Source organism: Bradyrhizobium ivorense, assembly GCF_900696085.1.
GTDB classification, from domain to species: Bacteria; Pseudomonadota; Alphaproteobacteria; order Rhizobiales; family Xanthobacteraceae; genus Bradyrhizobium; species Bradyrhizobium ivorense.
Genome location: NZ_CAADFC020000016.1, coordinates 907,276 through 930,027 on the forward strand (window position 1 = coordinate 907,276; position 22,752 = coordinate 930,027).

Sequence of the window (22,752 nt, forward strand, 5' to 3'; positions counted from 1 at the left end):
TGGCGCTATTGTTGGGACCGGCATGGTTAATGGCGGGTTAAGTCGGCAGGTCGATACGCCGCCGGGCCGGTGCGAGGCTTGCGGCAGGGGCTTCGGCCGGGGGAACTAGATCAGCCGCACCCGCGCGCTCGCGGCCTCATACTCAGTGGCTGTGCGCGCCACGAGTTCGTCGACCGCGAGCACCCCGGTTACCCCCGAGGTAGAGTGGCCGCCGCTCCAGACGTCGCGCCAGCGCTTTGGGCGGTTTTCGCGGGCCCCGATGTCGATGTCCTTGCCGATGTCGATCGCGCCGCGCGCCGGCAGATTGTCGGGATCGAGCCCGGCCGCCGCGATCGAGGGCCGCAGCATGTTGGTCTGCAATCCGGTGAACGCGGTCGTGAGCAGGATGTCGTCGGCGGTCGCCTCGACCAGCATCTGCTTGTAGCGGTCGTCCGCCATGCTCTCGCGGGTCGCGATGAATTTGGTGCCCATATAGGCGAGATCGCAGCCCAGCGCCTCGGCGGCGCGCAGCGCGTGGCCGTCGCTGATGCCGCCGGCGAGCACGATCGGGCCGTCGAAGAAGCCGCGCACCGCACGGACGAACACGAACGGGTTGAGCCAGCCGGTCTGGCCGCCGGCACCCGCGGTGAGCAGCACGAGCCCGTCGGCGCCGGCTGCTGCCGCGCGCTCGGCGTGGCGGATCGAGGCGACGTCGGCGAACACCAATGCGCCGGCATCGTGCAACGGTGCGAGCACCGGCGCCGGCGAGCCGACCGAGGTGATCACGATCTCGGGCTTGTGCCGCAGCAGCACGGCGAGATCCTGCGCCAGGCGCGCGTTGGAGCGATGTACGATCAGGTTCGGGCAGATCGGCGCCGCGGCATGGCCGCTGGCATCCGCATGCGCCTGCAGCCGCCGGTCGATCTCGCCGAGCCAGAGGTCGAGTTGTTCCGTGTCACGGCAATTCACGGTTGGAAACGCGCCGATCACGCCATTACGGCACGCCGCCACCACCAGTTCGACACCGGAGACCAGAAACATCGGCGCCGCGATCAGCGGCAGCCGCAGGCGATCGCGAAAGCGGGCGAGAGGACCTGTGTCCGGCAACTTGTTTCTTCCCCGTATCGATGTGCTAGCGTTACCGCCAACCTTGGCACGACAAGAGCCAAAGACAAAGGCGGGAGAAACAACAACATGAGCAATCCGCTCTATGCATTTCCGGCGGTGTGCGAGCAGACCTTGCGGGCACTGGCGCGCTATCCGTCACGCACCGCCTTTGCCTGGCCGGGCGGCACGCTCTCCTATCAGGGCGCGACCGACCTGATCGGACGGATGCAGAGCGTGTTCATGCGGCTCGGCTTTGCGCCCGGCACCCGCGTCGCCTTCCTCACCGCCAACCGCGCCGACAGCTGGTGCGCCGGCGTTGCCGCCCAATTGTCACGGCTCGCCATCACCTGGCTGCATCCGCTCGGCTCGCTCGACGACCAGCTGTTCCAGCTCGAGGATTCCGAAGCGCAGATGCTGATCGTCGACGGCGTCAGCTTTCGCGATCGCGGCGGCGAGCTCGCGGCGAAAGCTTCCGGGCTCAAGACCGTGTTCACGCTGGGACCAGCCGAATACGGCGCCGACCTGCTGCAGGCGGTCGAGGCCGCAGGCAGCGCGAGACCGAAGAACTTGGCACAACACGACGACATCTCGACCCTGAACTACACTGGCGGCACCACCGGAAAATCCAAGGGCGCGTTGCGCTATCACCACCAATATGCCGGCTTCGCCAATGCGATCCTCGCTGACTTCGAAATTCCGGAGACGCCGCGCTACCTCACGGTGGCGCCGATCAGCCATGTCGCTGGCACCAAGGTGCTGCCGACGCTGATGCGCGGCGGCACCGTGCACATGCTCAAGGGTTTTGATCCGGAGGCGGTGTTCAAGACCATCGAGCGCGAGAAGATCAACTTCACGCTGTTGGTGCCGACCATGATCTATGTGATGCTGGATCATCCGGCGCTCGACAACACCGACCTCTCCTCGCTCGAGCTTCTGCTGTATGGCGCCTCCGCGATGTCGCCGAGCCGGCTGGTCGAGGGCATCGAGCGGATCGGGCCGGTGTTCTCGCAGCTTTACGGCCAGACCGAATGCTATCCGGTCTCGGTGCTGCGCAAGGCCGACCACGATCCGAACACGCCGGAGCTGTTCCTGTCCTGCGGCTTCCCGATCGCCGCCTGCCAGGTGAAGATTCTGGACCAGGAAGATAAGGAGGTCGCGACCGGCGAAGCGGGCGAGATCTGCGTGCGCGCCACCCATGTGATGGCCGAATACTGGAAGCGGCCCGACATCACGGCCGAGACGCTGAAGAACGGCTGGCTGCATACCGGCGACATCGCCCGCATGGACGAGCGCGGCTACATGTTCATCCTCGACCGCAAGAAGGACATGATCGTCTCCGGCGGCTTCAACATCTTTCCGCGCGAGGTCGAGGACGTGCTGTCGCAGCACGCCGATGTCGCGATGGTCGCGGTGGTCGGCGTGCCCGACGACAAATGGGGCGAAGCCGTCACCGCAGTGGTGGTGCCGCGCGAGGGCGCCAAGCCCGACGCCGAGGCGCTGATCGGCCTGGTGAAGGCGAAGAAAGGCTCGGCGCATGCGCCGAAGCAGATCCAGTTCGTCAAGGAGCTGCCGATGACCGGCGTCGGCAAGGTCGACAAGAAGGTGCTGAAGGCGCGCTTCTGGGCCGGTCGCGACCGCATGGTGGGGTGATAGCCATGCTTCTCATCCCGTCATCCTGAGGAGCGCGCTCTTGCGCGCGTCTCGAAGGATGCACGGCCGAGATATCACCACGCGCTTCCCCCTGTAGCAACGGCGGGGCCGTCGACCCTTCGAGACGCCGCGCAAGCGCGGCTCCTCAGGGTGACGGGGAGAGAGCAGCGTCTGGGGTGACAGCCGCGCGAGCTTCCATCCCCAGCAACTGATCGAGCCGCTGGCGGAGCTGGTCCTGGTGATAGGGCTTGGCCAGCCGCGGCAGGTCGACCTGGATGCCGTCGGGCAGTTCGGCGAAACCGGTGGCGAGCAGGACCGGGAGCTCCGGGCGCAGCTTGCGCGAGGCGGCGGCGAGCTCGATGCCGGTCATGCCTGGCATCACGTGATCGGTCATCATCAGGTCGATCGCCTGATCACTCCTGAGAATATCGAGCGCGTGCAGGCCGGAGCTGGCGGCGATCACGCGATGGCCGAGATCCTCGAGCATTTCGGCGGTCGACATCGCGATCAAGGGATCGTCGTCGACGAGCAGGATCACCGCCGAGCGCCTGATCTTCGGCGCCGCCGGCGCCGGCCCTTCCGCTTCCGGCGCCGAGGTCGCGACCGGCAGCACCAGCGTGGCGGTGGTGCCCTTGCCGAGCGTGCTGGCAAGCTGCAGCGCGCCGCCGAGCTGCACCGCGAGCCCGTGCACCATCGAAAGGCCGAGGCCGGTGCCCTTGCCCACCGGCTTCGACGAGAAGAACGGCTCGATCGCCCGTTTCAGCACGTCGGGCGGCATGCCGGTGCCGGTGTCGACCACCGACAGTTTCAGGTAATTGCCGGGCTTAAGCGCGGCATCGTTCTTGGCCTGCCAGGCCGCGAGGCGGATCTCGATCATGCCGCCGTCCGGCATCGCGTCGCGCGCGTTGATCGCAAGGTTGAGGATCGCGAGCTCGAGCTGGTTGGTGTCGATCGCGGCCGGCGGCAGCCCCTCGGGAATCTCAAGCCGGAGCGCGACGCGCGGCCCGAGCGAGCGCTCCAACAGGTTGCTCATGTCGCGCACCAGCGCGCCGAGATCGACCGGCACGGCGCGCAAATCCTGCTGGCGCGCGAATGCCAGCAGCCGCTGCGTCAACGCCGCGCCGCGCTCGGCGCCCTGCTGCGCGCCGTCGATCAGGCGATGCAACCGCGGATCGTCGGGCAGGCGCTTGCGCAACAGATCGAGATTGCCCATCACCGCCATCAACAGATTGTTGAAGTCGTGCGCGACGCCGCCGGTGAGCTGGCCGATTGCCTCCATCTTCTGGGCGTGACGCAGCTGCTCCTGCGCCTTCTCGCGCGCGGCGACCTCCCGCAGCAGATCGGCGGTGCGCTGCTCGACCCGCTGCTCCAGCGTGGCGGTGAGCTCGGCCAGCGCAGTGCGCTCGGCGGCGAGCTGCGCCAGCAGCGCCTCGCGCTCGATCTCCGCGGTCTTGCGCGCGGTGATGTCGGAGCAGACACCGACCAGGGAGCGGGTGCTGCCGTCGGCACGGCGCACCGCGCGGGCGCGGACGTCGACCCAGTGCTGGGTGCCGTCGGGCCAGATGTTGCGGTACTCGATCCGGTAGTCGGCGCCGGTGCGCAGCGTATGCTCGATGGCCTCGCCGCGGCGGGCGCGGTCTTCGGGATGCACCGCGTCGAGCAGGTCCTGATAGGTGAAGGGATCGGCCGGCCGGCGCCCGAAGAAGCGCTTGCAGGTCGGCGATGCCTCGAGCTCGAATTCGGGCAGATGGAGCTCCAGTGCGCCGAGATGGCCGGCGTTGAGCGCGGTCTGCAGCAGGTCCTCGCTCTCGGTGAGATCTTCGAGGATGGCGCGGGTCTGGTACTGGCGGCGGCGCCCGCGCACCGCTGCGGCCACCAGGCTGACCAGCGTGGTCGGATGAAACGGACGCTCGACGAAGGTGACGTTGCCGAGCGCGCGGCCGAGCCGCGCTGCTTCCGGATTGCGCTCCGGCCCGCCTCGCTCGCTCATCAGCACGATGGGGAAATCCGACCACGACGGCTGTTCGTTCAGCCAGCGCGTGAGGCCCGCGAGGTCGGCGTTGCCGATCGCCTCATCGGCAATGATGGCAAGACCGGCGCCGCTCGCGATCTGGCGCCCGAGCTCGGCGAGATCGCCGCAGATATTGGCGTAGTAGCCGGCTTCCTTGATCAGATGCGCAGTCTTGACCGCGTCCCGTTCGCTCGCGGCGAGAATGACCGCACGTTCCGAGGACGGGCCGGGCCTCACCGCGATTGTCCTTCCGGCTGTGCCGCTTGCACATCGACCAACGCGAAATCACGAAGCCGCCGGGTGGCCGTAGCCTCGATACCGGCGGCAAGATCGACACGCGTCATGAAACCCCCTCTCGGGAGCAAAACTCGGTCGGGCTGCCAACCGTTCCCGGGGCGCGGGACTATTTTGTCGAAAAAGCGGCCAAGAGGGCACGGCTCCCGGTTGCGGCTCCGGGCGAGCTAGTGCACGTGACGGGGAAGGAACTCCTCGTAGCACGGGCGCCCAACCAAAATGCCGAAAAACAACCCCATGCAAAGTAGCCGGCAGGCTGGCCAGCGTCCGACACGGCAACTTGACACATCGGGCAACTCACCGGTATTCTTCCAATATTCCGAAATCGCAGCCCTCGCCCGCGCTATTGGCGCGGCTCGATCACCAGGCTCTGGATCGCCCGGCCAAAATAGCCGCGCTGGTCGGCCAGCCGCGACATCGCAAGGCCGGCGCCGTCAGGCCCGATCCAGGATTCGCCATCGAGCAAGATCCAGTCGCCGACCGGCTCGCGCGCCAGGCTCACCGTGAGGTCGGCGTTGATGAAGGTCCACTGCTTGAAATCCAGCGCCGGCGAGGTGCCGTTGGAGAAGTCCGAGGCGACCACCGCGCGCATCGCCTGCGAGACCGCCGCGCCCGCAATCAGCGGACGGTCGACGCGGAACCAGATCGCGCCCGGCCCGGTCTCGCCGAAGCGGCCGCGTGCAGCGCGCATCGAGATGCAGTTCACGAACGGGCTGCTGGCGGCGTTGCCCGGCTCGACCATGCATTGGTCGGGGCCGGGCAGATCGAGCGGACGCGTGACGACCTCGGACGGCAGCTCGGCCGCCTGCTGCTTGATCTTCAGCACGCTGGCCGAGACCACGACGACGCCGTCGGCGAGCAATTTGACGCCGCAGAGCTGGATCTTGCGGCCGTCGCGCTGCACCTCGCTCTCGATCGTGAGCGGCGCCACCGGCACCGGCCGCATGAGGTCGATGGTGATACGCGCGATCCGCATCGGAACGGCGACCGGAAGGGCTTCGGCAGCCCAGACCACCAGCGCCGCCGGCGCCGAGCCGTGCTGCATCCGCGGATCCCATGGACCCGCGGCATCGGGGCTGGTGACGACGCGGTTGCCGTCGACGTGAAAGATCGGCTGCATCAGAGCATGATCCGGACCCGGAGGGCCGCGTTAGCGCAAAGTGTGAAGCGGTTTTCCGAAAAGATCATGCCCAAACAGAAAGCTAAAGCGCGATGAATCATTTTGATCATCGCGTCTTACGCAAGCGCCGGATCGATCGCTTCGTCGTATTCCTTCTTGAAGCGCGCGATCAATTCACCCGCGGGCACCACCTTGGAGATGCTGCCGACGCCCTGCCCCGAGCCCCAGATCTCCTTCCACGCCTTCGGCTTGGCGCGCTCGCCGGAGGCATCGGTGCCAAAGCTCATCTTCGAGGGATCGGAGGTCGGCAGGTTTTCCGGGTCCATGCCGGCGTTGACGATCGACGGCTTCAGGTAATTGCCGTGCACGCCGGTGAACAGGTTGGAGTAGACGATGTCCTCGGCGGAGGAATTGGTGATCATGTCCTTGTAGCCCTCGACCGCGTTCGCCTCCTTGGTGGCGATGAAGGCCGAGCCGATATAGGCGAAGTCGGCGCCGATGATGCGTGCGGCGCGGATGGCGCGGCCGTTGGCGATGGTGCCCGACAGCGCGATCGGTCCGTCGAACCAGTGCCGCGTCTCCGACACGAACGGGAACGGCGAGATGGTGCCGGCATGGCCGCCAGCGCCGGCCGCGACCAGGATCAGGCCGTCGGCGCCCTTCTCGATCGCCTTGTGGGCGAACTTCTGATTGATCACGTCGTGGAACACGATGCCGCCCCAGTTGTGGACCGCCTGGTTGAGCTCCTCGCGCGCGCCAAGCGAGGAGATGATCATTGGCACCTTGTGCTTCTCGCAAAGCGCCATGTCGTGATCGAGCCGGTTGTTCGATTTGTGCACGATCTGGTTCACCGCGAACGGCGCCGACGGCCGCTCCGGATGCGCCTTGTCGTAGGCGGCGAGTTCTTCCTTGATCCGATACAGCCATTCGTCGAGCAATTCCGGCGGCCGCGCGTTCAGCGCCGGAAACGAGCCGACCACGCCGGCCTTGCACTGGGCGATGACGAGGTCGGGCACGGAGATGATGAACAGCGGCGCCCCGATCACGGGAAGAGACAGGCGGCCCTTGAACAGAGCTGGCATGGACATAGGGAGCGGATCCTCGGTTGGTCGTTGATCTCAGATGCTGGCCGTCATACCAACAAGGCAATCTTTCCACTGTCAAGTCTTGCGTTTGCGCGCTGCAAAAAAGGATGACAAAACATCATCCAAACGCGGCATTTTTCTCAGGCGTCTGGCATCCCAGACGAAGCTTTGTTTTGAGCATGATCTTATCGGAAAACCGGTCCCCACTTTGCGCTAACGCGGCCCTCCGGGTCCGGATCATGCTCTATTGGCACACCGCCCGCGTCACGAAATTTTCGGTCTTGCAATCATTGGGGCCGCGTTTGTAGCCGGGCAGATAGACCAGCGGCGAGCACTTCTCCGTGGTGTTGATGTCGATGCTCTTGCCTTCCCTGAAGCCCTTGGTCTGGCACAGCCGATCGGCGCCGATCTTGCAATCCGGCGCGCCGTTCGCCGACACCACGCAAGCCGCGCGACCCGTCACCATCGACGACGGCCGCGCGATGTTCGACAGGTCGTTCATGGTCTCGGTGGGACTCTTCAGCGGCGGCAGCGCCGACCTCTTGAACAGCTTTCCGATTTCGTTGATCAGCCGGGATTCTCACGCTCGACCGGCGCGGGCGGCAGCTCGATCTGCTGCGGCTCGGGCGCAACCTGTTGCGCCAGCGACTGCAGGCCGAGCGCCGGCGGCGCCGTCTGGGTCCAACCTCGGTCGATCGCAGTCAGCGCCATCGACAGCGCAAGCCCCGCCATCGCCACACGCGCCTTGCCGCAAGTCAGCCGTGCGGGATTGAGCAGGTCGTCGATTCCTTCAGCCATCGCGGCCAGCGTAACCCGAAGCCGATCACCGGCAAAGCCGCGCGAGGCTAGACCTTTGCATCAGAACCGGAGCTCTATCTCCAGTTTGACGCACTTGCTCCACGCGAACCGGCGCCAACGCCGCGCGAAGCTAGATCAGCTTGAATGCGACGACAAAGCCGAGCACCAGCACGATGGCGCCGATCGCGACCCAGAAGCCGAGCCGCTTCTCCAGCTCCTTGCGGATCACATCGCCGTAGCGGTTGAGCAGCACCGCGACGAAGAAGAAGCGGCCGCCGCGCGCCACGATCGAGCACAGGATGAACAGCCAGATGTTGTAGCCGGCAAAGCCCGAGGTGATGGTCACGAGCTTGTAGGGGATCGGCGTCAGCCCCTTCACCAGGATGATCACCGCGCCCCATTCATTGTAGCCGGCGCGGAACGCGTCGACCTTGTCGGACAGGCCGTAGAGATGGATCAGCCATTGGCCGAGTGAATCGTAGAGCAGCGCGCCGATCGCATAGCCGACCACGCCGCCGGCGACGGACGCGATGGTGCAGACCATCGCGAACCACCAGGCCCGCTGCGGCCGCGCCAGCGACATCGGCAGCAGCATGATGTCGGGCGGGATCGGGAAGAAGGAGCTTTCAGCGAAGGCGACGGCGGCGAGAATCCAAAGCGCGTAGGGCTTGTCCGCAGCGTCGATGCACCAATCGTAAATCCGTTTCAGCATGGGCGCGATGAACCATCATGGAGCGGATTTGTCCATGCCGGGAATGAGCGGATTTTAGGTTGATTTACGGCTGCCGTTTGCGCAGGCGGCTTTCCAGAGCGACAATTCGACGCCGAACCACCGGAACAGGCGCGTTCTTGGGCACCGGCCCCTTCGGCAGCTTCTCGGCGATCCCGAGCAGGCGCTCGCGCCGTTCCATCTCGCGCCAGACGTCCTCCGGCTTCACACCGGCCTGCGCCCAGAGGACAATGAGGTTGTAGAGCAGGTCGGCGCTCTCGCGGACCACGGCATCCGGCTTGCCGCTCAGCGCATCGATCACGACCTCGATGGCTTCTTCGGCGAGCTTCTTGGCCATCTTGGCCGGGCCGCGCTGGAACAGCCGTGCCGTGCGCGAGGCGGCCGGATCGAGATCCCTGGCCGCGCTCACCGCCCGATAAAGCCGTCCGATCGAATCACTCATGACTTACGAGCCTAGTTCAAAGGCGTCGCCAGCGTGTTAACGCCGCGTACCGCAACAAAAAAATCCACCGGCCCGACGGCCGGTGGACTTCGACCTTGTGTGACAGTTGCAAGAACCGTCTGCGAGAACCGCCTTAAAGAACCGCCTGGTGCCTCAGTACGGCACGTAGGACAGCCCTGAACGGGGCCCGCCATAAGTGCGATAGCCGCCGTAATAGCCATAGCCGCCGTAATATGGTCCGCCGCCGTAATAGGCCGGTCCACCATAATAGACGGGTCCGCCGCCGTAATAGCCGGGGCCGTAACCATAGCCATAGGAGTCATAATAATCGCGGCGGCTCTGGGCCGCGGCGATCGCAAGACCGGTGCCGACGATACCGGCGAAGGCGGCCGCAGCGGCCGCACCGCCACCGCCACGATAATAACGGCGGCGTGCGCTGATATCGGTCGCGCCGCTGGTGCCGTGCGACGTGGTCACGGTGGTAGCCTTGCCCGCGGAAGCGGAGCCTGCGAACGCCATCGTCGGCTCAACGGCCGTCAACGCCACCGCGGCAACCGTAGCCAGGGTGGCTGCGCGGCCAATGGACGAAAAAACACCCTTTCGCGCAAACATTGCAGTCTTCCTTTGTGGGAGCCGGCCCGAAGGGGCCTCGGATGAGCTAACCACAGCCTCTACATTAGGTTCCGCAAACCGAATGCAAGCTGAACAACCCCGGGCAAAATCATGGCAATGATCGGCGCGGTCATCGGGCATTCACCTTGGCTGGGGCAGAATGCCTGCAATCGACGCTTGAAATTGACATTTGCCTTGAGGGATTCCTTGGCGCATTCCTTGTCATGAAGCAGGCGCAGCCGGCGCGGCACTTTGTCTCGCCTCCCGGATGTCATGATGCAGGTAACTCGGACCACCGTTCTCCGCTTGATGCTGGCCGCTGCGATCGGCCTTTCGGGAGGCGTGTGGCCGGCGCGCGCCGCGAGCGATCCGCCGCAGCCGCTCGCCATCCAGTTCACCCTCGACCGCCCGCTTGATGCCGCCGCGGCCCCGTTCGTGATGGCCAGCATCGGCGGCCTGTTCAGCGCCGAGGGGCTTGCGGTCACGACCAACGTCGCAACCAACTCGGCGGACGCGATCGCGCGCGTCGCCGACGGCGCCAGCGAGTTCGCCCTGGCCGACATCAACTCGCTGATCCGGTTTCACGACAAGCCGGGCGCCCCGCCGGTGAAGGCGGTGTTCGTGCTGTTCAACCAGGCGCCTTACGCGATCATCGCCCGCAAGAGCCGCGGCATCAGGACGCTGCCGGACATCCACGACAAGAGTCTTGGCGTTGCCGACGGCGACCTGTCGATCCGGCTGTGGCCCGCGATTGCGAAGCAGAACGGCATCAAGCTTGCGAGCGTGAAGCAGAGCACGATCAGCGCCGCAGTGCGCGAGCCGATGCTGTCCGCCGGCCAGGTCGACGCCGTCACCGGCTTCTCCTATCTGTCCGCGATCAATCTGCGCGACCGCGGCGTCCCCGCCGACGATCTCGCGGTGCTGCGCTTTGCCGAGTATGGCTGCGAGGCCTATGGCTTTGCCGTGATCGTCAGCCCGCGCCTCGCCGCGACGCGGCCCGAGGCCGTCAAGGGCTTCATCCGCGCGGTGATCGGCGGCACCAACCTTGCGATCAAGGACCCGGCGCGCGCCGCGGCCGAGGTCGCGAGCCGGATGGACGGCGGGTCGCGCGATCTCGAGCTCGAGCGGCTGCGCGCGATCATCCGCGACAACATCCTCACCAGCGAGGTCAAGCGCGACGGCCTCGGCAGCCTCGATCCGGCGCGGTTCGAGCGCGCGCTCGACCAGCTCGCGGAGGACGGCAAGTTCCAGAAGCGGCCGCATCCCACCGACATCTTTGACGAACAATATTTGCCACCGATCGACGGCCGGCTGGTGAATTGAGAGACGGCCGGCTGGTGAACTGAGAGCATGTGAATGCATGACCGACGAGCGGCGCCAAACATCCGGTGTCGTCCTAGCCAGGACGACGCGGGGAGAGAACTACGCTGCTAACCCCGTCACCCTGAGAGGATGTGAGGCTTTGTCCTCGTCTACTGTTGTAGTCGCCCGGCTCGACCGGGCGACCCAGTACGCCGCGGCCTCTCGCTTCTACCACCGGCGTCTCTGGAATACTGGATCACCCGGTCAAGCCGGGTGATGACACCGAGCAAGCTGAGCAAACCAACACCATCACCCTGAGAGGGGTGAAGCTTTGTCCTCACCCACCGCTGTCATCGCCCGGCCTGTGCGCAATTGCGCACATGGACCGGGCGATCCAGTACGCCGCGGCCTCTCGCTTCTATCACCGGCGTCTCTGGAATACTGGATCACCCGGTCAAGCCGGGCGATGACACCGAGCAAGCTGAGCAAATCAACACTGTCACGCTGAGGATGACGCGCGATCCACGCTGGCCCTTCACCGCCAACCCTGATTAGATTGCATCCCGCCTGAACGGGCGTCCATCGTTTTGCGAGTCCCGCCGGCATGTCCATGCTTCGCCTCTATACACGCGTTCTCGAGCTGCTCGGCAAGGAGGCGCGGCTCGGCTGGATTCTTGCGGGCGCCAATCTGCTGCTCGCCGGCGCGCAATTCGCCGAGCCGGTGCTGTTCGGCAAGATCGTCGACGTGCTGTCGGGGCGCCCGGTCACCGGATGGTTCGCCACAAACTCGGCGTGGCCGCTGCTGATCGCCTGGGCGGCGTTCGGCCTGTTCACGATCGGCTGCAGCGCCGTCGTCGCGCTGCAGGCCGACCGGCTGGCGCATCGCCAGCGCCAGGCGGTGCTGACCGATTATTTCGAGCACATCCTGCAGCTGCCGCTGACCTTCCATTCCGGCACCCATTCCGGACGCTTGATGAAGGTGATGCTGAACGGCACCGACGCGCTGTGGCGGCTCTGGCTCGGCTTCTTCCGCGAGCATTTTGCCGCGATCATGTCGCTGGTCGTGCTGCTGCCGCTCGCGCTCTACATCAACTGGCGGCTGGCGATCCTGTTGTTCGTGCTCTGCGTCGTGTTCACGGTGCTGACCACGCTGGTGGTGCGCAAGACCTACGGCATGCAGAGCGAGGTCGAGGCGTTCTACAGCGATCTCTCGGCGCGCGCCTCCGACGCGCTCGGCAACGTCGCGCTGGTGCAAAGCTTCGTGCGGATCGATTCCGAGGTGCAGGGCCTGCGCTTCGTCGCCGACAAGCTGCTCGCGGTGCAGATGCCGGTGCTGTCGTGGTGGGCGCTGGTCACCGTGATCACCCGGGCCTCGACCACGATCACGGTGCTGGCGATCTTCACCGTCGGCATCGCGCTGCATAATGAGAATCTCACGACGGTCGGCGAGATCGTGATGTTCGTCTCGTTCGCGACCATGCTGATCCAGAAGCTCGAACAGGTGGTGAGCTTCATCAACAACGTGTTCATGGAAGCGCCGCGCCTGCAGGAATTCTTCGATGTGCTCGACGCGGTGCCGGCGGTGCGCGACCGGCCCGGCGCGGTCGATCCCGGGCGGCTGTCCGGCCTCGTCGAATTCAACGACGTCTCGTTCTCCTATGACGGCAAGCGGCCGGCGGTCGAGGATCTCTCATTCACCGCGCTGCCGGGCCAGACCATCGCGCTGGTCGGCTCGACCGGCGCCGGCAAGTCCACAGCGATCGCGCTGCTGCATCGCGCCTTCGATCCGCAATCCGGCATCATCAAAATCGACGGTATGGATATCCGCGCGCTGAAGCTGACCGGGCTGCGGCGGAATATCGGCGTCGTGTTCCAGGAAGCGCTGCTGTTCAACCGCTCGATCGCCGAGAACCTGCGGGTCGGCAAGCCCGATGCAACCGATGAGGAACTGCGTACCGCAGCCAGCCGCGCGCAGGCGTTGGATTTCATCGAGCGCAGCGACAAGAAGTTCGACACCCACGCCGGCGAACGCGGCCGCATGCTCTCGGGCGGCGAACGCCAGCGGCTGTCGATCGCGCGCGCCTTGCTGAAGGACCCGCCGATCCTGATCCTGGACGAGGCGACCAGCGCGCTCGACGCCGTCACCGAGGCGAAAGTTAACGCCGCTCTCGATGAAGTGATGAAGGGTCGCACCACCTTCGTGATCGCGCACCGCCTCTCCACCATCCGCCACGCCACACGGATCCTGATGTTCGAGCAGGGACGGGTGATCGAAAGCGGAACTTTCGATGAACTGGTGGCAAAAGGCGGGCGTTTTGCCGATCTCGCGCGCGCCCAGTACATGGTCCAGGAGCAGGCACGCGCCGAGATCGAGGCGCCATAGTTGCCGCTTTCCAATTGAGGCGGCTGCCGAAATTCAGCCGATTTCGTCCACGATTTAGTTCGGTGGCCTCTGTTCTCGAATTGCAACCCGGTATAGGGTTTGCATTGCCGCAAAGCGGCCCCGGACACGCTTGAAACCCGACGTCACATTCGCAAAGACCTCCTTGTTGAAGGCGGGTCTCAAAGGACCGGAACCGGATTCGTGCATTTGCTTCGCCCGCTGCTGCGCCCGTCATTGAAATGGATACTCGCCGTCACGATGCTTGCCGTCGTGGCGCCGCGCATGGCTGCGGCCGAGGCGCTGCTGGTGATCGAAGCCGACAGCGGCAAGGTGCTACAGGCCGACAATGCGACGATGCCGTGGTATCCGGCCTCGCTCAGCAAGCTGATGACGGCCTATGTGACGCTGGCGGCGGTAAAGCAGGGCCGCGTCTCGCTCGACACGCTGATCACGGTGTCGCCGACCGCGGCGTCGCAATCGCCCTCGAAGATGGGCTTCCGGCCCGGCACCCAGGTCACCGTCGACAACGCGCTGAAGATGATGCTGGTGAAGTCGGCTAACGACATGGCCGTGGTGCTGGCTGAAGGCATCGGCGGCTCGGTCGACGGCTTTGCCGGGATGATGAACCAGACCGCGCAAAAGCTCGGCATGACGCAAACGAGCTACGTCAACCCGAACGGCCTGCCCGCCGATGGCCAGATCACCTCGGCGCGCGACATGGCGATCCTCGCCCGCGCCATCATCCGCGACCTGCCGGAATACGAATACTTCGTCCACATCCCCTCGATCCGCTTCGGCCGCCGCGTCACAGCGAACTTCAACAAGCTGATCGGCCGCTATCCCGGCGCCGACGGCTTCAAGACCGGCTTCATCTGCGCCTCGGGCTACAATCTGGTGGCCTCGGCAACGCGTGACGGCAAGCGGCTGATCGCGGTCGTGCTCGGCGCTTCCTCCGGCCGCATGCGCGCGATCCGCGCCGCGCAGCTTTTGGATCGCGGCTTTACCAATAACGGGCTGGCGTGGCTGAAGCCCTCGCTCGGCACGGTCGACAATCTCGTCCCGATCGATGCCTCGCCGCCGAACCTGCGCGAGGAGATGTGCGGCGGCAAGCACAAGCGGCCCGCCAGCGACGAGGATCAGGAAGACACCGTGGCCAGCGCCGGGAGCGCCGGCGGTGGCGAGACCAACATGAACTTCTTCGCCGCGGGCCTGCAGGCGGCCATGCCGAAGCCGTCGGAATTGCTGGCGCTGCCGGCGGCGGCATCGGAGCCGGTGATCGTCTATACCGGTCCGACCAAGACTGGCGCCGCGCTGATCGCAGCCGCCGCGGCCGACAGCGAGAAGATGCAGCCGGTCAAGCACGGCAAGCGCACCCGGGTCGTCATCAAGATCAACAAGCCGGACGCTGAAACCAAGGGCGATCTCAAGGGCGATGCGAAGTCCGACGGCAAGGCTGCGGCCAAGCCGGCGCGCCACGCCGCCGCCAAGCCGGATGCCGCGGTTGCGAAGCCGCTGGCCAACAAACCGGCGGCCGCCGCCAAACCCGAGAAGCCGGCGGCGGCAAAACCCGCCGCAAAGCCGAAGGCGGCCGGCAAGCCGAAGAGCGACGCCAAGCCGGCGAGCTAGCCGAGCCCTCCACTCTCCCCAGTCCAATGCGTCGATAGCGCGCAGCGGCTTGCCATTGGCCGCCGCATTGCTCAATACTGCCCGAAATAACGCGGCCGAGGCCAGCCAAGGGCGGCCAAAGGACCGGACAAGGACCGGACAAACCGGAAGCAATCCGGGACTTCGGGCAGAGTTTGGAGAGGGGAAGGACCATGGAGCGCATCTGGCTCAAACACTATCCGGCCGGCGTACCCGCCGATATCGACCTCGCGCAGTATTCGTCGCTGGTCGAGTTGCTGGAGGAGAGCTTTCGCAAGTACGCCGACCGCAAGGCGTTCATCTGCATGGACAAGTCGATCACCTATCGCGAGCTCGACGAGATGTCGGCGGCGCTCGGCGCCTATCTGCAGAGCAAGGGCCTGCAGAGGGGCGCGCGGGTCGCGCTGATGATGCCGAACGTGCTGCAATATGCGGTTGCGACCGCCGCCGTGCTGCGCGCCGGCTATGCCGTCGTCAACGTCAATCCACTCTACACCCCGCGCGAGCTCGAGCATCAGCTGAAGGATTCCGGCGCCGAAGCGATCATCGTGTTGGAGAATTTCGCCACCACCGTGCAGAAGGTGCTGCCGAACGCCGCGGTCAAGCATGTCATCGTCGGCAGCATGGGCGACCTGCTCGGCCTCAAGGGCGTGATCGTCAACCTCGTCGTGCGCCGGGTGAAGAAGATGGTGCCGGCCTGGTCGATCCCTGGCGCCGTCGGCTTCAATGAGGCGCTGTCGGCCGGCCGCGGCCTGAAGCTGAACAAGCCGCAGCTCACGCTCGATGACGTTGCCTTCCTGCAATATACCGGCGGCACCACCGGCGTGTCCAAGGGCGCGACCCTGCTCCATCGCAACATCCTGGCCAACGTGCTGCAGAACGATGCCTGGCTGCAGCCGGCGCTGGCGAAGCCGCCGATCGTCGAACAGATGGTCATCGTCTGCGCGCTGCCGCTCTATCACGTCTTTGCGCTGACCGCGTGCTATCTGCTGGGCATGCGGTGTGGCGGCACCAATCTCCTGATTCCGAACCCGCGCGACATGCCCGGCTTCGTCAAGGAACTGGCGAAGTACCAGGTCAGCTTCTTTCCGGCGGTCAACACGCTCTACAATGCCCTGTTGAACACGCCCGGCTTCGACAAGCTCGACTTCTCCAAGCTGAAGATCGCCAATGGCGGCGGCATGGCGACGCAACGGCCGGTCGCGGAGAAATGGCTGAAGGTCACCGGCGTTTCGCTGTCGGAAGGCTACGGCCTGTCGGAGACCTCGCCGACCCTGACGTGCAATCCCGCGACCATCACGGAGTTCTCCGGGACGATCGGCCTGCCCGTGCCGTCGACCTGGCTCTCGATCCGCGACGACGACGGCAATGAATTGCCGCTCGGCGAAGCCGGCGAAATCTGCGCCAAGGGTCCGCAGGTGATGGTCGGCTACTGGAACAGGCCGGACGAGACCGCGCGCGTGATGACGGCGGACGGCTATTTCCGGACCGGCGACATCGGGGTGATGGACGAGAAGGGCTATACCAAGATCGTCGACCGCAAGAAGGACATGATCCTGGTCTCCGGCTTCAACGTCTATCCGAACGAGATCGAGGAAGTGATCGCGAGCCATCCGGGCGTGCTGGAATGCGCCGTGATCGGCGTGCCCGACGCCAAGTCCGGCGAGGCGGTGAAGGCGTTCGTGGTCAGGAAGGACCCGAACCTCACCGCCGAGGACATCATCAAGTTCAGCGCCACCCAGCTCACCGCCTACAAGGTGCCGAAGCAGATCGAGTTCAGGACCGACCTGCCGAAGACCAATGTCGGCAAGATCCTGCGTCGCGAATTGCGCGACGAGAAGAAGGCCGCGGCCTGAGCATGATCCGGAAAAGTGTGAAGCGGTTTTCCGAATAGATCATGCTCAAACAAGAGCCGAGCAGGTCGGCAGTGCAGTATGACTGACGCGGGCATTGCGACGCCGGCCGACATCCTCGCCTTCTGGCGCGGGGTCGGCCGTGACGGCTGGTACAAGCGCAACGACGCGTTCGATGCCGAGATCAGCGGTCGCTTCCTCGCGACGTGGCAGAAAGCGGCGGCCGGCGAGCTGTCGTCATGGGAGGCGAGCGACGACGGCGCGCTGGCGCTGACCATCGTGCTCGACCAGTTTCCCCGCAACATGTTCCGCGACGACCCCAAAACGTTCTCCAGCGATGCGCTGGCGCGCGAGGTGGCCGGCCGCGCCATCGACCGCGGCGTCGATGCGCGGGTCGACCCGCTGCTGCGCGAATTCCTCTATCTGCCCTTCATGCATTCGGAGCATCTCGCCGACCAGCAGCGCTGCGTCGCGCTGTTCAGCGAATACGGCGGCGGCCATCCGCAAAACCTGAAATACGCCGAGGACCACGCCGACATCATCCGCCGGTTCGGCCGCTTCCCGCACCGTAACCGCGTGCTGGGCCGCCAAACGACGCCGGACGAGCAGGCTTTTCTCGACAGCGGCGGGTTTTCCGGCTGATGACGGAACAGTGACGCCCCTCGGCATTGCCGTTCCCCCGCTACGCCATATTGTGCCGTCCGCGCGCCGGGTCTAAGACAGGTCCGCTTCAGCGAGGGAGAACGACGATGACGATCAAGGTTGGCGACAAGCTGCCGGAAGCCAAGTTTCGGGTGATGACCGCCGAAGGACCGCAGGTCAAAACCACCGACGACATTTTCAAGGGCAAGAAGGTCGCCCTGTTCGCCGTGCCCGGCGCCTACACCGGGACCTGCCACAAGATGCATCTGCCGAGCATCTTCCTCAACGCCTATGCCATGAAGAACAAGGGCGTCGACACCATCGCGATCGTCTCGGTCAACGACGCCTTCGTGATGAACGCCTGGAAGCGCGACACCGACCAGCGCGACGAAGCCATCTTCCTCGCCGACGGCAACGCCGAGTTCGCCAAGGCGATCGGCATGGAGCTCGACGCCTCCGCCAACGGCCTCGGCATCCGCTCCAAGCGCTACTCGATGCTGGTCGAGAACGGCGAGGTCAAGAAGCTCAACCTCGAGCCCGCCCCGGGCAAGGTCGAGGTCTCCGGCGGCGACACGCTGCTCGGCCAGCTCTGAGCCTCACCGTCATTGCGAGGAGCGAAGCGACGAAGCAATCCATGCCGCAGCGAGCGGAGAGATGGATTGCTTCGCTTCGCTCGCAATGACGAGTTGAGATAGCTCCTCAGGAAACACTGTCATCGCCCGGCCTGGGCGCAATTGCGCCCATGGACCGGGCGATCCAGTACGCCGCGGCCTCTCGGCTCAATCACCGCTGCCTCTGGAATACTGGATCGCCCGGTCGAGCCGGGCGATGACAGTTGCGGTTGGCCAACGCCGCTCGTTCGGATGGATAGCTCGTAGGATGGGTAGAGCGCAGCGAAACCCATCAACTTCCCGCCGCGCATCGGGATGATGGGTTTCGCTTCGCTCTACCCATCCTACGCTTCTTCCCTTCTCCCCTTGTGGGAGAAGGTGGCGCGGACGCAGTCCGCGACGGATGAGGGGTCTCTTTCCGCGGAGACAGACCCCTCACCCGGCTTCGCTTTGCGAAGCCACCCTCTCCCACAAGGGGAGAGGGTACGATCCCTACGCCTTCAACCTTGCCATCGCCACGCCCTCGCGGGCGAGGAGGTCGGCGCGCTCGTTCTCGGCGTGGCCGGCGTGGCCCTTGATCCAGTGCCAGCGCACCTCGTGCGGCTTCAGCGCGGCATCCAAACGCTGCCACAGCTCGACATTCTTGACCGGCTTCTTGTCGGCGGTGCGCCAGCCGTTGCGCTTCCAGCCGTGGATCCAGCCGGTGATGCCCTGACGGACATACTGGCTGTCGGTGGTGAGGTCGACCACGCAGGGTTTTTTCAGGGCTTCCAGCGCCGAGATCGCCGCCATTAGCTCCATGCGGTTGTTGGTGGTGTGCGGCTCGCCGCCCTTCAATTCCTTCTCGACCTCGCCGAAGCGGAGGATCGCACCCCAGCCGCCCGGCCCCGGATTTCCGGAGCAGGCACCATCGGTGAACACCGTGACATGCGGCTTCTCGCTCACGCCGCGCATCCTGCCGGCGTGATGCCGTAGTCGCTGATCGCAGCGACATTCTGCTGGAAACGCAGCTTGCGGACATATTCCAGCGGGTCCTTCGGCTGCACCAGCGCGCCTTCCGGCACGTTGAGGAAGTCGACCAGCCGCGTCAGCAAAAAGCGCATCGCAGCGCCGCGCGCGAGCAGCGGCAGCGCCGCCTCCTCCGCGGCTGACAGCGGCCGGGCGCGGCGATAGGCATTGAGCAGCGCGCGCGCCTTGGTGACGTTGAAGGAATGATCCACCTCGAAGCACCAGGCGTTAAGGCAGATCGCGACGTCGTAGGCCAGGATGTCGTTGCAGGCGAACGGGAAGTCGATCAGGCCGGACAGCTTGTCGCCGAGGAAGAAGACGTTGTCGGGAAACAGATCGGCGTGGATGACGCCGACCGGCAGATCATCGGGCCAGTTCGCCTCGAGATGATCGAGCTCGCGCGCGATGAAGTCGGAGAGGCCGGCCTGCACGCTGTCGGCCCGCGCGGCGGCAAGCTCGAACAGCGGCCGCCAGCCGGACACTGACAGCGGATTTTGCCGCACCATCGGAAAATCCTGCCCGGCCAGATGCATTTTGGCGAGCGCCTCGCCGACACCCGAACAATGCGTCACGTTCGGCCGCCGCGGCCACATGCCTTCGAGGAAATTGATGATCGCGGCCGGCCGCCCGGCCAGCCGGCTAAAGACCTCGCCCTTGCGATTGCGCGCCGGCTGCGGGCACGAGACCCCGCGTTCAGCGAGATGGCCCATCAGCGACAGGAAATACGGCAGGTCGCCCTCCGCCACGCGCTTCTCGTAAAGCGTGAGGATGTAGGCGCCCTGGCTGGTGTGCAGCAGGAAGTTCGAATTCTCGACGCCCTCGGCGATGCCTTTGTAGGAAAGCAATTCGCCGATGTCGTAACTCTCCAGGAATTCCGCGAGGTCTTCGGCGGCAACGTCGGTGTAGACCGCCATATGGTCTATTCCGCCGCGGCAGCGTCAGGCCGCAGCGAGCGCGGCAGCGGGAAGAACTCGTTCTCCTCCGCGGCCGAGACCGTCTCCACGTGGAGTTCGAAGCGCTCGGCGAAGGCGCCCATGATCTCCTCGACGATCACCTCCGGCGCCGAGGCGCCCGCGGTGATGCCGAGGCTCTTGATGCCCTCGAACCGCGCCCAGTCGATGTCGCTGGCGCGCTGCGCCAGCACCGCAATCGGGCAGCCCTCGCGTTCGGCGACCTCGCGCAGGCGCTGCGAGTTCGACGAGTTCGGCGCGCCGACCACGATCAGCGCATCGACCACCGGCGCCACCTTCTTCACCGCGAGCTGGCGGTTGGTGGTGGCGTAGCAGATGTCTTCCTTGTGCGGCCCGTTGATGTTCGGGAAGCGCTCCTTGAGCAGCGCCACGATCTCGGCGGTGTCGTCGATCGACAGCGTGGTCTGGGTCACGAAGGCGAGGTTGTTGGGATCCTTCGGCGCGATCGTCTTGGCGTCCTCGGCGGTCTCGATCAGGGTCACGGCGCCGACCGGAAGCTGGCCCAGCGTGCCGACCACCTCAGGATGATGGGAATGCCCGATCAGGAAGATCTCGCGGCCGCGCTTGAAATGGATCGCCGCCTCGCGGTGCACCTTGGTCACCAGCGGGCAGGTCGCGTCCAGCGAGAAGAAGTTGCGGGACTTGGCCTCGGCCGGAACCGATTTCGGCACCCCATGGGCCGAAAACACCACCGGCGCGTTGGTATCGTCGGGGATTTCAGCCAATTCCTCGACGAAAATGGCGCCCTTGGTCTTCAGGCTGTCCACCACGTACTTGTTGTGGACGATCTCGTGCCGGACATAGACCGGGGCGCCGTAGATGGTGAGCGCCCGTTCCACCGTGTCGATGGCGCGGACCACCCCGGCGCAGAAGCCACGCGGGGAACAAAGCACGATTCTCAGGTCGGGTTTTTTCGCTGACATGGGGCTGTCTTCAGGCCTGTCTTGGGGTGTCTTGGGGCTGTCTCGGAGCAATCTCGGGACCGAATCACCCCTCGCCGGCTGGGCGGGGAACGGCCAATTTGACTAAGGACTTGGGACTGCTTTCGGGCGCTGTCAAGGCGATTTTGCTGGCCCATTGCGCCATTCCCCCCTGAGGGCTTATATAGGGCCTATAATTCCCGTCATCGCCGATGACTACCAGCTTCGCCTCGACAGAGGTGGGCGAAGCACAAAGGAGATTTGCCATGAGCAACGCACCGCTGATGCCGAAGGCGACTGCCGTGTGGTTGGTCGACAATACCGCCCTGACGTTCGATCAGGTGGCCGATTTTACCAAAATGCACCCCCTGGAGGTCCGCGCCATCGCCGACGGTGACGCCGCCCAGGGCATCAAGGGCATGGACCCCATCTCCAACGGCCAGCTGACCCGCGAGGAGATCGAGCGGGGCGAGCGCGACCAGAACTACCGGCTCAAGCTGCAGGAGAGCAAGGTGGTGCTGCCGACTTCGGCCAAGAAGAAGGGCCCGCGCTACACCCCGGTGTCGCGCCGCCATGAGCGGCCGAGCGCGATCCTCTGGCTGGTGCGCAACCACCCCGAGTTGAAGGACGCCCAGATCATGCGCCTCGTCGGCACCACCAAGACCACGATCGCGAGCGTGCGCGACCGCACCCACTGGAACGCCTCGACCCTGACGCCGATGGACCCGGTGACGCTCGGCCTGTGCTCGCAGATCGAGCTCGACTTCGAGGTGCAGCGCGCCGCCAAGGAGAAGCCCGCCGCGACCGTCTATGGCGGCGCCACGCTGCTGCCGGCCTCCGAGACCACGCGCAAGGACGAGCTCGACGATCAGCCGATCGAGAAGCACGACGATCTCAATGTCGACGCCGTGTTCGCCAAGCTGAAGACGATCGGCGGCAAGAAGATCGACGAGGACGAAGAGTAAGCGCAGCCGCTTCTCCGCATGGAATGCGCAACGCGGCAGGGTAACCTGCCGCGTTTTTGTTTGGGGCGTGCGTGCGCACCACAATCTCAACTGTCATCACCCGCGAAAGCGGGTGATCCAGTATTCCAGAGGCTTTGCAGTTTCATCGAGAGGCCGCGGCGTACTGGATACCCAGCTTTCGCGGGTATGACGCCGGGCATGTGAAGCGAGCAGCCGTCGCGCGCCTCAAGGCCGGTTCGGATTGTTCAGCATGTATTCGCCGAGATCGCGCTGCCGGCGGTCGTAGCGGGCTTCGGCGTTCTGGCGCTGCACGTCGCGGTCCTTGCGGCAGGCGACATATTCGGGCGTGCCGACCGCAACCTTGCCATTGGCCTGGCAGTACTGATCGTCATCGCCCATGCTAGCCGCGACCGGCGAGTTGCCGCGCTCGAGGCAGCCGGTGAGCAGCGGCAGCGCGAGCAGCAATGCGAAGGGTACGCGTGCGGAAAAGGATCGCATCCGGTGGTCCGTATCTGGTGGCGATATGACGTGAGGCCGGAAATGACCCGGCAATCCATCAAAATCAAGGCCGTTTTGCTTCCGGATGGGTTTCGGTGGGGCGGTCAGGAGTTGCACGATGGTGCGC

General features: G+C 65.3%; 22 protein-coding genes. 8 read left to right on the plus strand and 14 right to left on the minus strand.

Annotated features, from left to right (window positions below):
- Nucleotides 1-105: 105 nt before the first annotated feature.
- Complete coding sequence (locus tag CI41S_RS24260; RefSeq protein ID WP_172628163.1) at nucleotides 106-1,086, minus strand: NAD(P)H-dependent flavin oxidoreductase; 981 nt, start codon at nucleotides 1,084-1,086, stop codon at nucleotides 106-108.
- Between the two features lie 87 nt (nucleotides 1,087-1,173).
- Between CI41S_RS24260 and CI41S_RS24265 the strand changes: the two genes are divergently transcribed.
- Nucleotides 1,174-2,736 (plus strand): AMP-binding protein, encoded by a 1,563-nt coding sequence (locus CI41S_RS24265; protein ID WP_139861871.1) that lies wholly within the window; start codon nucleotides 1,174-1,176, stop codon nucleotides 2,734-2,736.
- A 145-nt stretch (nucleotides 2,737-2,881) separates the two neighbouring features.
- Here the strand turns inward: CI41S_RS24265 and CI41S_RS24270 are convergent, their stop codons facing one another.
- The 9 genes from CI41S_RS24270 to CI41S_RS24310 form a co-directional block, all read right to left on the minus strand.
- Nucleotides 2,882-4,984 carry a hybrid sensor histidine kinase/response regulator gene (locus tag CI41S_RS24270; RefSeq protein ID WP_139861872.1) on the minus strand — a complete coding sequence of 701 codons (2,103 nt, stop codon included), beginning with the start codon at nucleotides 4,982-4,984 and terminating at the stop codon, nucleotides 2,882-2,884.
- Nucleotides 4,985-5,384: 400 nt separating this feature from the next.
- Entirely contained in the window at nucleotides 5,385-6,161 is a 777-nt protein-coding gene (locus CI41S_RS24275; RefSeq protein WP_139861873.1) for a thioesterase family protein, read from the minus strand.
- A 116-nt stretch (nucleotides 6,162-6,277) separates the two neighbouring features.
- Nucleotides 6,278-7,249 (minus strand): NAD(P)H-dependent flavin oxidoreductase, encoded by a 972-nt coding sequence (locus CI41S_RS24280; protein WP_139861874.1) that lies wholly within the window; start codon nucleotides 7,247-7,249, stop codon nucleotides 6,278-6,280.
- A 241-nt stretch (nucleotides 7,250-7,490) separates the two neighbouring features.
- Nucleotides 7,491-7,748, minus strand: a complete 258-nt coding sequence (locus tag CI41S_RS45180; RefSeq protein ID WP_347339265.1) for a hypothetical protein — start codon at nucleotides 7,746-7,748, stop codon at nucleotides 7,491-7,493.
- Nucleotides 7,749-7,813: 65 nt separating this feature from the next.
- A complete protein-coding gene (locus CI41S_RS45185; protein WP_347339266.1) occupies nucleotides 7,814-8,044 on the minus strand; it encodes a hypothetical protein in 231 nt (76 codons plus the stop codon).
- Nucleotides 8,045-8,174: 130 nt separating this feature from the next.
- Nucleotides 8,175-8,756, minus strand: a complete 582-nt coding sequence (locus CI41S_RS24295) for a YqaA family protein (RefSeq protein WP_139861875.1) — start codon at nucleotides 8,754-8,756, stop codon at nucleotides 8,175-8,177.
- A 64-nt stretch (nucleotides 8,757-8,820) separates the two neighbouring features.
- Entirely contained in the window at nucleotides 8,821-9,216 is a 396-nt protein-coding gene (gene hisE, locus CI41S_RS24300; RefSeq protein WP_139480436.1) for a phosphoribosyl-ATP diphosphatase, read from the minus strand.
- A 153-nt stretch (nucleotides 9,217-9,369) separates the two neighbouring features.
- Entirely contained in the window at nucleotides 9,370-9,828 is a 459-nt protein-coding gene (locus CI41S_RS24305; RefSeq protein WP_139861876.1) for a hypothetical protein, read from the minus strand.
- A 59-nt stretch (nucleotides 9,829-9,887) separates the two neighbouring features.
- On the minus strand, nucleotides 9,888-10,079 hold the full coding sequence (locus CI41S_RS24310; protein ID WP_139861877.1) for a hypothetical protein: 192 nt from the start codon (nucleotides 10,077-10,079) through the stop codon (nucleotides 9,888-9,890).
- A gap of 25 nt (nucleotides 10,080-10,104) precedes the next feature.
- On the opposite strand from CI41S_RS24310, the gene CI41S_RS24315 reads away from it, so the two are divergent.
- The 6 genes from CI41S_RS24315 (at nucleotide 10,105) to CI41S_RS24340 (ending at nucleotide 18,245) form a co-directional block, all read left to right on the plus strand.
- Nucleotides 10,105-11,151, plus strand: a complete 1,047-nt coding sequence (locus CI41S_RS24315; RefSeq protein WP_139861878.1) for an ABC transporter substrate-binding protein — start codon at nucleotides 10,105-10,107, stop codon at nucleotides 11,149-11,151.
- Nucleotides 11,152-11,734: 583 nt separating this feature from the next.
- Nucleotides 11,735-13,513: a glucan ABC transporter ATP-binding protein/ permease gene (locus CI41S_RS24320; protein WP_139861879.1), complete on the plus strand. Its 1,779-nt coding sequence runs from the start codon at nucleotides 11,735-11,737 to the stop codon at nucleotides 13,511-13,513.
- A gap of 201 nt (nucleotides 13,514-13,714) precedes the next feature.
- Nucleotides 13,715-15,139, plus strand: a complete 1,425-nt coding sequence (locus CI41S_RS24325; protein WP_139861880.1) for a D-alanyl-D-alanine carboxypeptidase family protein — start codon at nucleotides 13,715-13,717, stop codon at nucleotides 15,137-15,139.
- A gap of 191 nt (nucleotides 15,140-15,330) precedes the next feature.
- A complete protein-coding gene (locus CI41S_RS24330) occupies nucleotides 15,331-17,013 on the plus strand; it encodes a long-chain fatty acid--CoA ligase (protein ID WP_139861881.1) in 1,683 nt (560 codons plus the stop codon).
- A gap of 78 nt (nucleotides 17,014-17,091) precedes the next feature.
- Nucleotides 17,092-17,652 (plus strand): DUF924 family protein, encoded by a 561-nt coding sequence (locus CI41S_RS24335; RefSeq protein WP_139861882.1) that lies wholly within the window; start codon nucleotides 17,092-17,094, stop codon nucleotides 17,650-17,652.
- 107 nt (nucleotides 17,653-17,759) lie between these two features.
- Entirely contained in the window at nucleotides 17,760-18,245 is a 486-nt protein-coding gene (locus CI41S_RS24340) for a peroxiredoxin (RefSeq protein WP_139480428.1), read from the plus strand.
- 510 nt (nucleotides 18,246-18,755) lie between these two features.
- Here the strand turns inward: CI41S_RS24340 and rnhA are convergent.
- Genes rnhA through ispH form a run of 3 tightly spaced genes read right to left on the minus strand, consistent with a single transcriptional unit; the run spans nucleotide 18,756 to nucleotide 21,165 of the window.
- Nucleotides 18,756-19,217, minus strand: a complete 462-nt coding sequence (gene rnhA / locus CI41S_RS24345) for a ribonuclease HI (RefSeq protein ID WP_172627184.1) — start codon at nucleotides 19,215-19,217, stop codon at nucleotides 18,756-18,758.
- Nucleotides 19,205-20,185 (minus strand): homoserine kinase, encoded by a 981-nt coding sequence (locus CI41S_RS24350; RefSeq protein ID WP_139861883.1) that lies wholly within the window; start codon nucleotides 20,183-20,185, stop codon nucleotides 19,205-19,207. The genes rnhA and CI41S_RS24350 overlap by 13 nt, the downstream gene beginning before the upstream one ends.
- A gap of 5 nt (nucleotides 20,186-20,190) precedes the next feature.
- Nucleotides 20,191-21,165, minus strand: coding sequence for a 4-hydroxy-3-methylbut-2-enyl diphosphate reductase (gene ispH, locus CI41S_RS24355; RefSeq protein WP_139486936.1), 975 nt, complete (start codon nucleotides 21,163-21,165; stop codon nucleotides 20,191-20,193).
- Between the two features lie 263 nt (nucleotides 21,166-21,428).
- Here ispH and CI41S_RS24360 point away from each other — a divergent pair, with 263 nt between their 5' ends.
- Nucleotides 21,429-22,127 carry a DUF1013 domain-containing protein gene (locus tag CI41S_RS24360; protein WP_172628164.1) on the plus strand — a complete coding sequence of 233 codons (699 nt, stop codon included), beginning with the start codon at nucleotides 21,429-21,431 and terminating at the stop codon, nucleotides 22,125-22,127.
- A gap of 225 nt (nucleotides 22,128-22,352) precedes the next feature.
- Here CI41S_RS24360 and CI41S_RS24365 read toward each other — a convergent pair whose 3' ends face one another.
- Nucleotides 22,353-22,625, minus strand: a complete 273-nt coding sequence (locus CI41S_RS24365) for a hypothetical protein (protein WP_172627182.1) — start codon at nucleotides 22,623-22,625, stop codon at nucleotides 22,353-22,355.
- Nucleotides 22,626-22,752 lie beyond the last annotated feature (127 nt).

Excerpts from the sequence above, each read along its gene's own strand:
- CI41S_RS24265 (WP_139861871.1), top strand. The coding sequence starts at position 1,174 with ATGAGCAATCCGCTCTATGCATTTCCGGCGGTGTGCGAGCAGACCTTG.
- CI41S_RS24275 (WP_139861873.1), bottom strand. The coding sequence starts at position 6,161 with ATGCAGCCGATCTTTCACGTCGACGGCAACCGCGTCGTCACCAGCCCC.
- CI41S_RS24280 (WP_139861874.1), bottom strand. The coding sequence starts at position 7,249 with ATGTCCATGCCAGCTCTGTTCAAGGGCCGCCTGTCTCTTCCCGTGATC.
- CI41S_RS45180 (WP_347339265.1), bottom strand. The coding sequence starts at position 7,748 with ATGAACGACCTGTCGAACATCGCGCGGCCGTCGTCGATGGTGACGGGT.
- CI41S_RS45185 (WP_347339266.1), bottom strand. The coding sequence starts at position 8,044 with ATGGCTGAAGGAATCGACGACCTGCTCAATCCCGCACGGCTGACTTGC.
- CI41S_RS24295 (WP_139861875.1), bottom strand. The coding sequence starts at position 8,756 with ATGCTGAAACGGATTTACGATTGGTGCATCGACGCTGCGGACAAGCCC.
- hisE (WP_139480436.1), bottom strand. The coding sequence starts at position 9,216 with ATGAGTGATTCGATCGGACGGCTTTATCGGGCGGTGAGCGCGGCCAGG.
- CI41S_RS24305 (WP_139861876.1), bottom strand. The coding sequence starts at position 9,828 with ATGTTTGCGCGAAAGGGTGTTTTTTCGTCCATTGGCCGCGCAGCCACC.
- CI41S_RS24315 (WP_139861878.1), top strand. The coding sequence starts at position 10,105 with ATGCAGGTAACTCGGACCACCGTTCTCCGCTTGATGCTGGCCGCTGCG.
- CI41S_RS24320 (WP_139861879.1), top strand. The coding sequence starts at position 11,735 with ATGTCCATGCTTCGCCTCTATACACGCGTTCTCGAGCTGCTCGGCAAG.
- CI41S_RS24330 (WP_139861881.1), top strand. The coding sequence starts at position 15,331 with ATGGAGCGCATCTGGCTCAAACACTATCCGGCCGGCGTACCCGCCGAT.
- CI41S_RS24335 (WP_139861882.1), top strand. The coding sequence starts at position 17,092 with ATGACTGACGCGGGCATTGCGACGCCGGCCGACATCCTCGCCTTCTGG.
- CI41S_RS24340 (WP_139480428.1), top strand. The coding sequence starts at position 17,760 with ATGACGATCAAGGTTGGCGACAAGCTGCCGGAAGCCAAGTTTCGGGTG.
- rnhA (WP_172627184.1), bottom strand. The coding sequence starts at position 19,217 with ATGCGCGGCGTGAGCGAGAAGCCGCATGTCACGGTGTTCACCGATGGT.
- CI41S_RS24350 (WP_139861883.1), bottom strand. The coding sequence starts at position 20,185 with ATGGCGGTCTACACCGACGTTGCCGCCGAAGACCTCGCGGAATTCCTG.
- ispH (WP_139486936.1), bottom strand. The coding sequence starts at position 21,165 with ATGTCAGCGAAAAAACCCGACCTGAGAATCGTGCTTTGTTCCCCGCGT.
- CI41S_RS24360 (WP_172628164.1), top strand. The coding sequence starts at position 21,429 with ATGAGCAACGCACCGCTGATGCCGAAGGCGACTGCCGTGTGGTTGGTC.
- CI41S_RS24365 (WP_172627182.1), bottom strand. The coding sequence starts at position 22,625 with ATGCGATCCTTTTCCGCACGCGTACCCTTCGCATTGCTGCTCGCGCTG.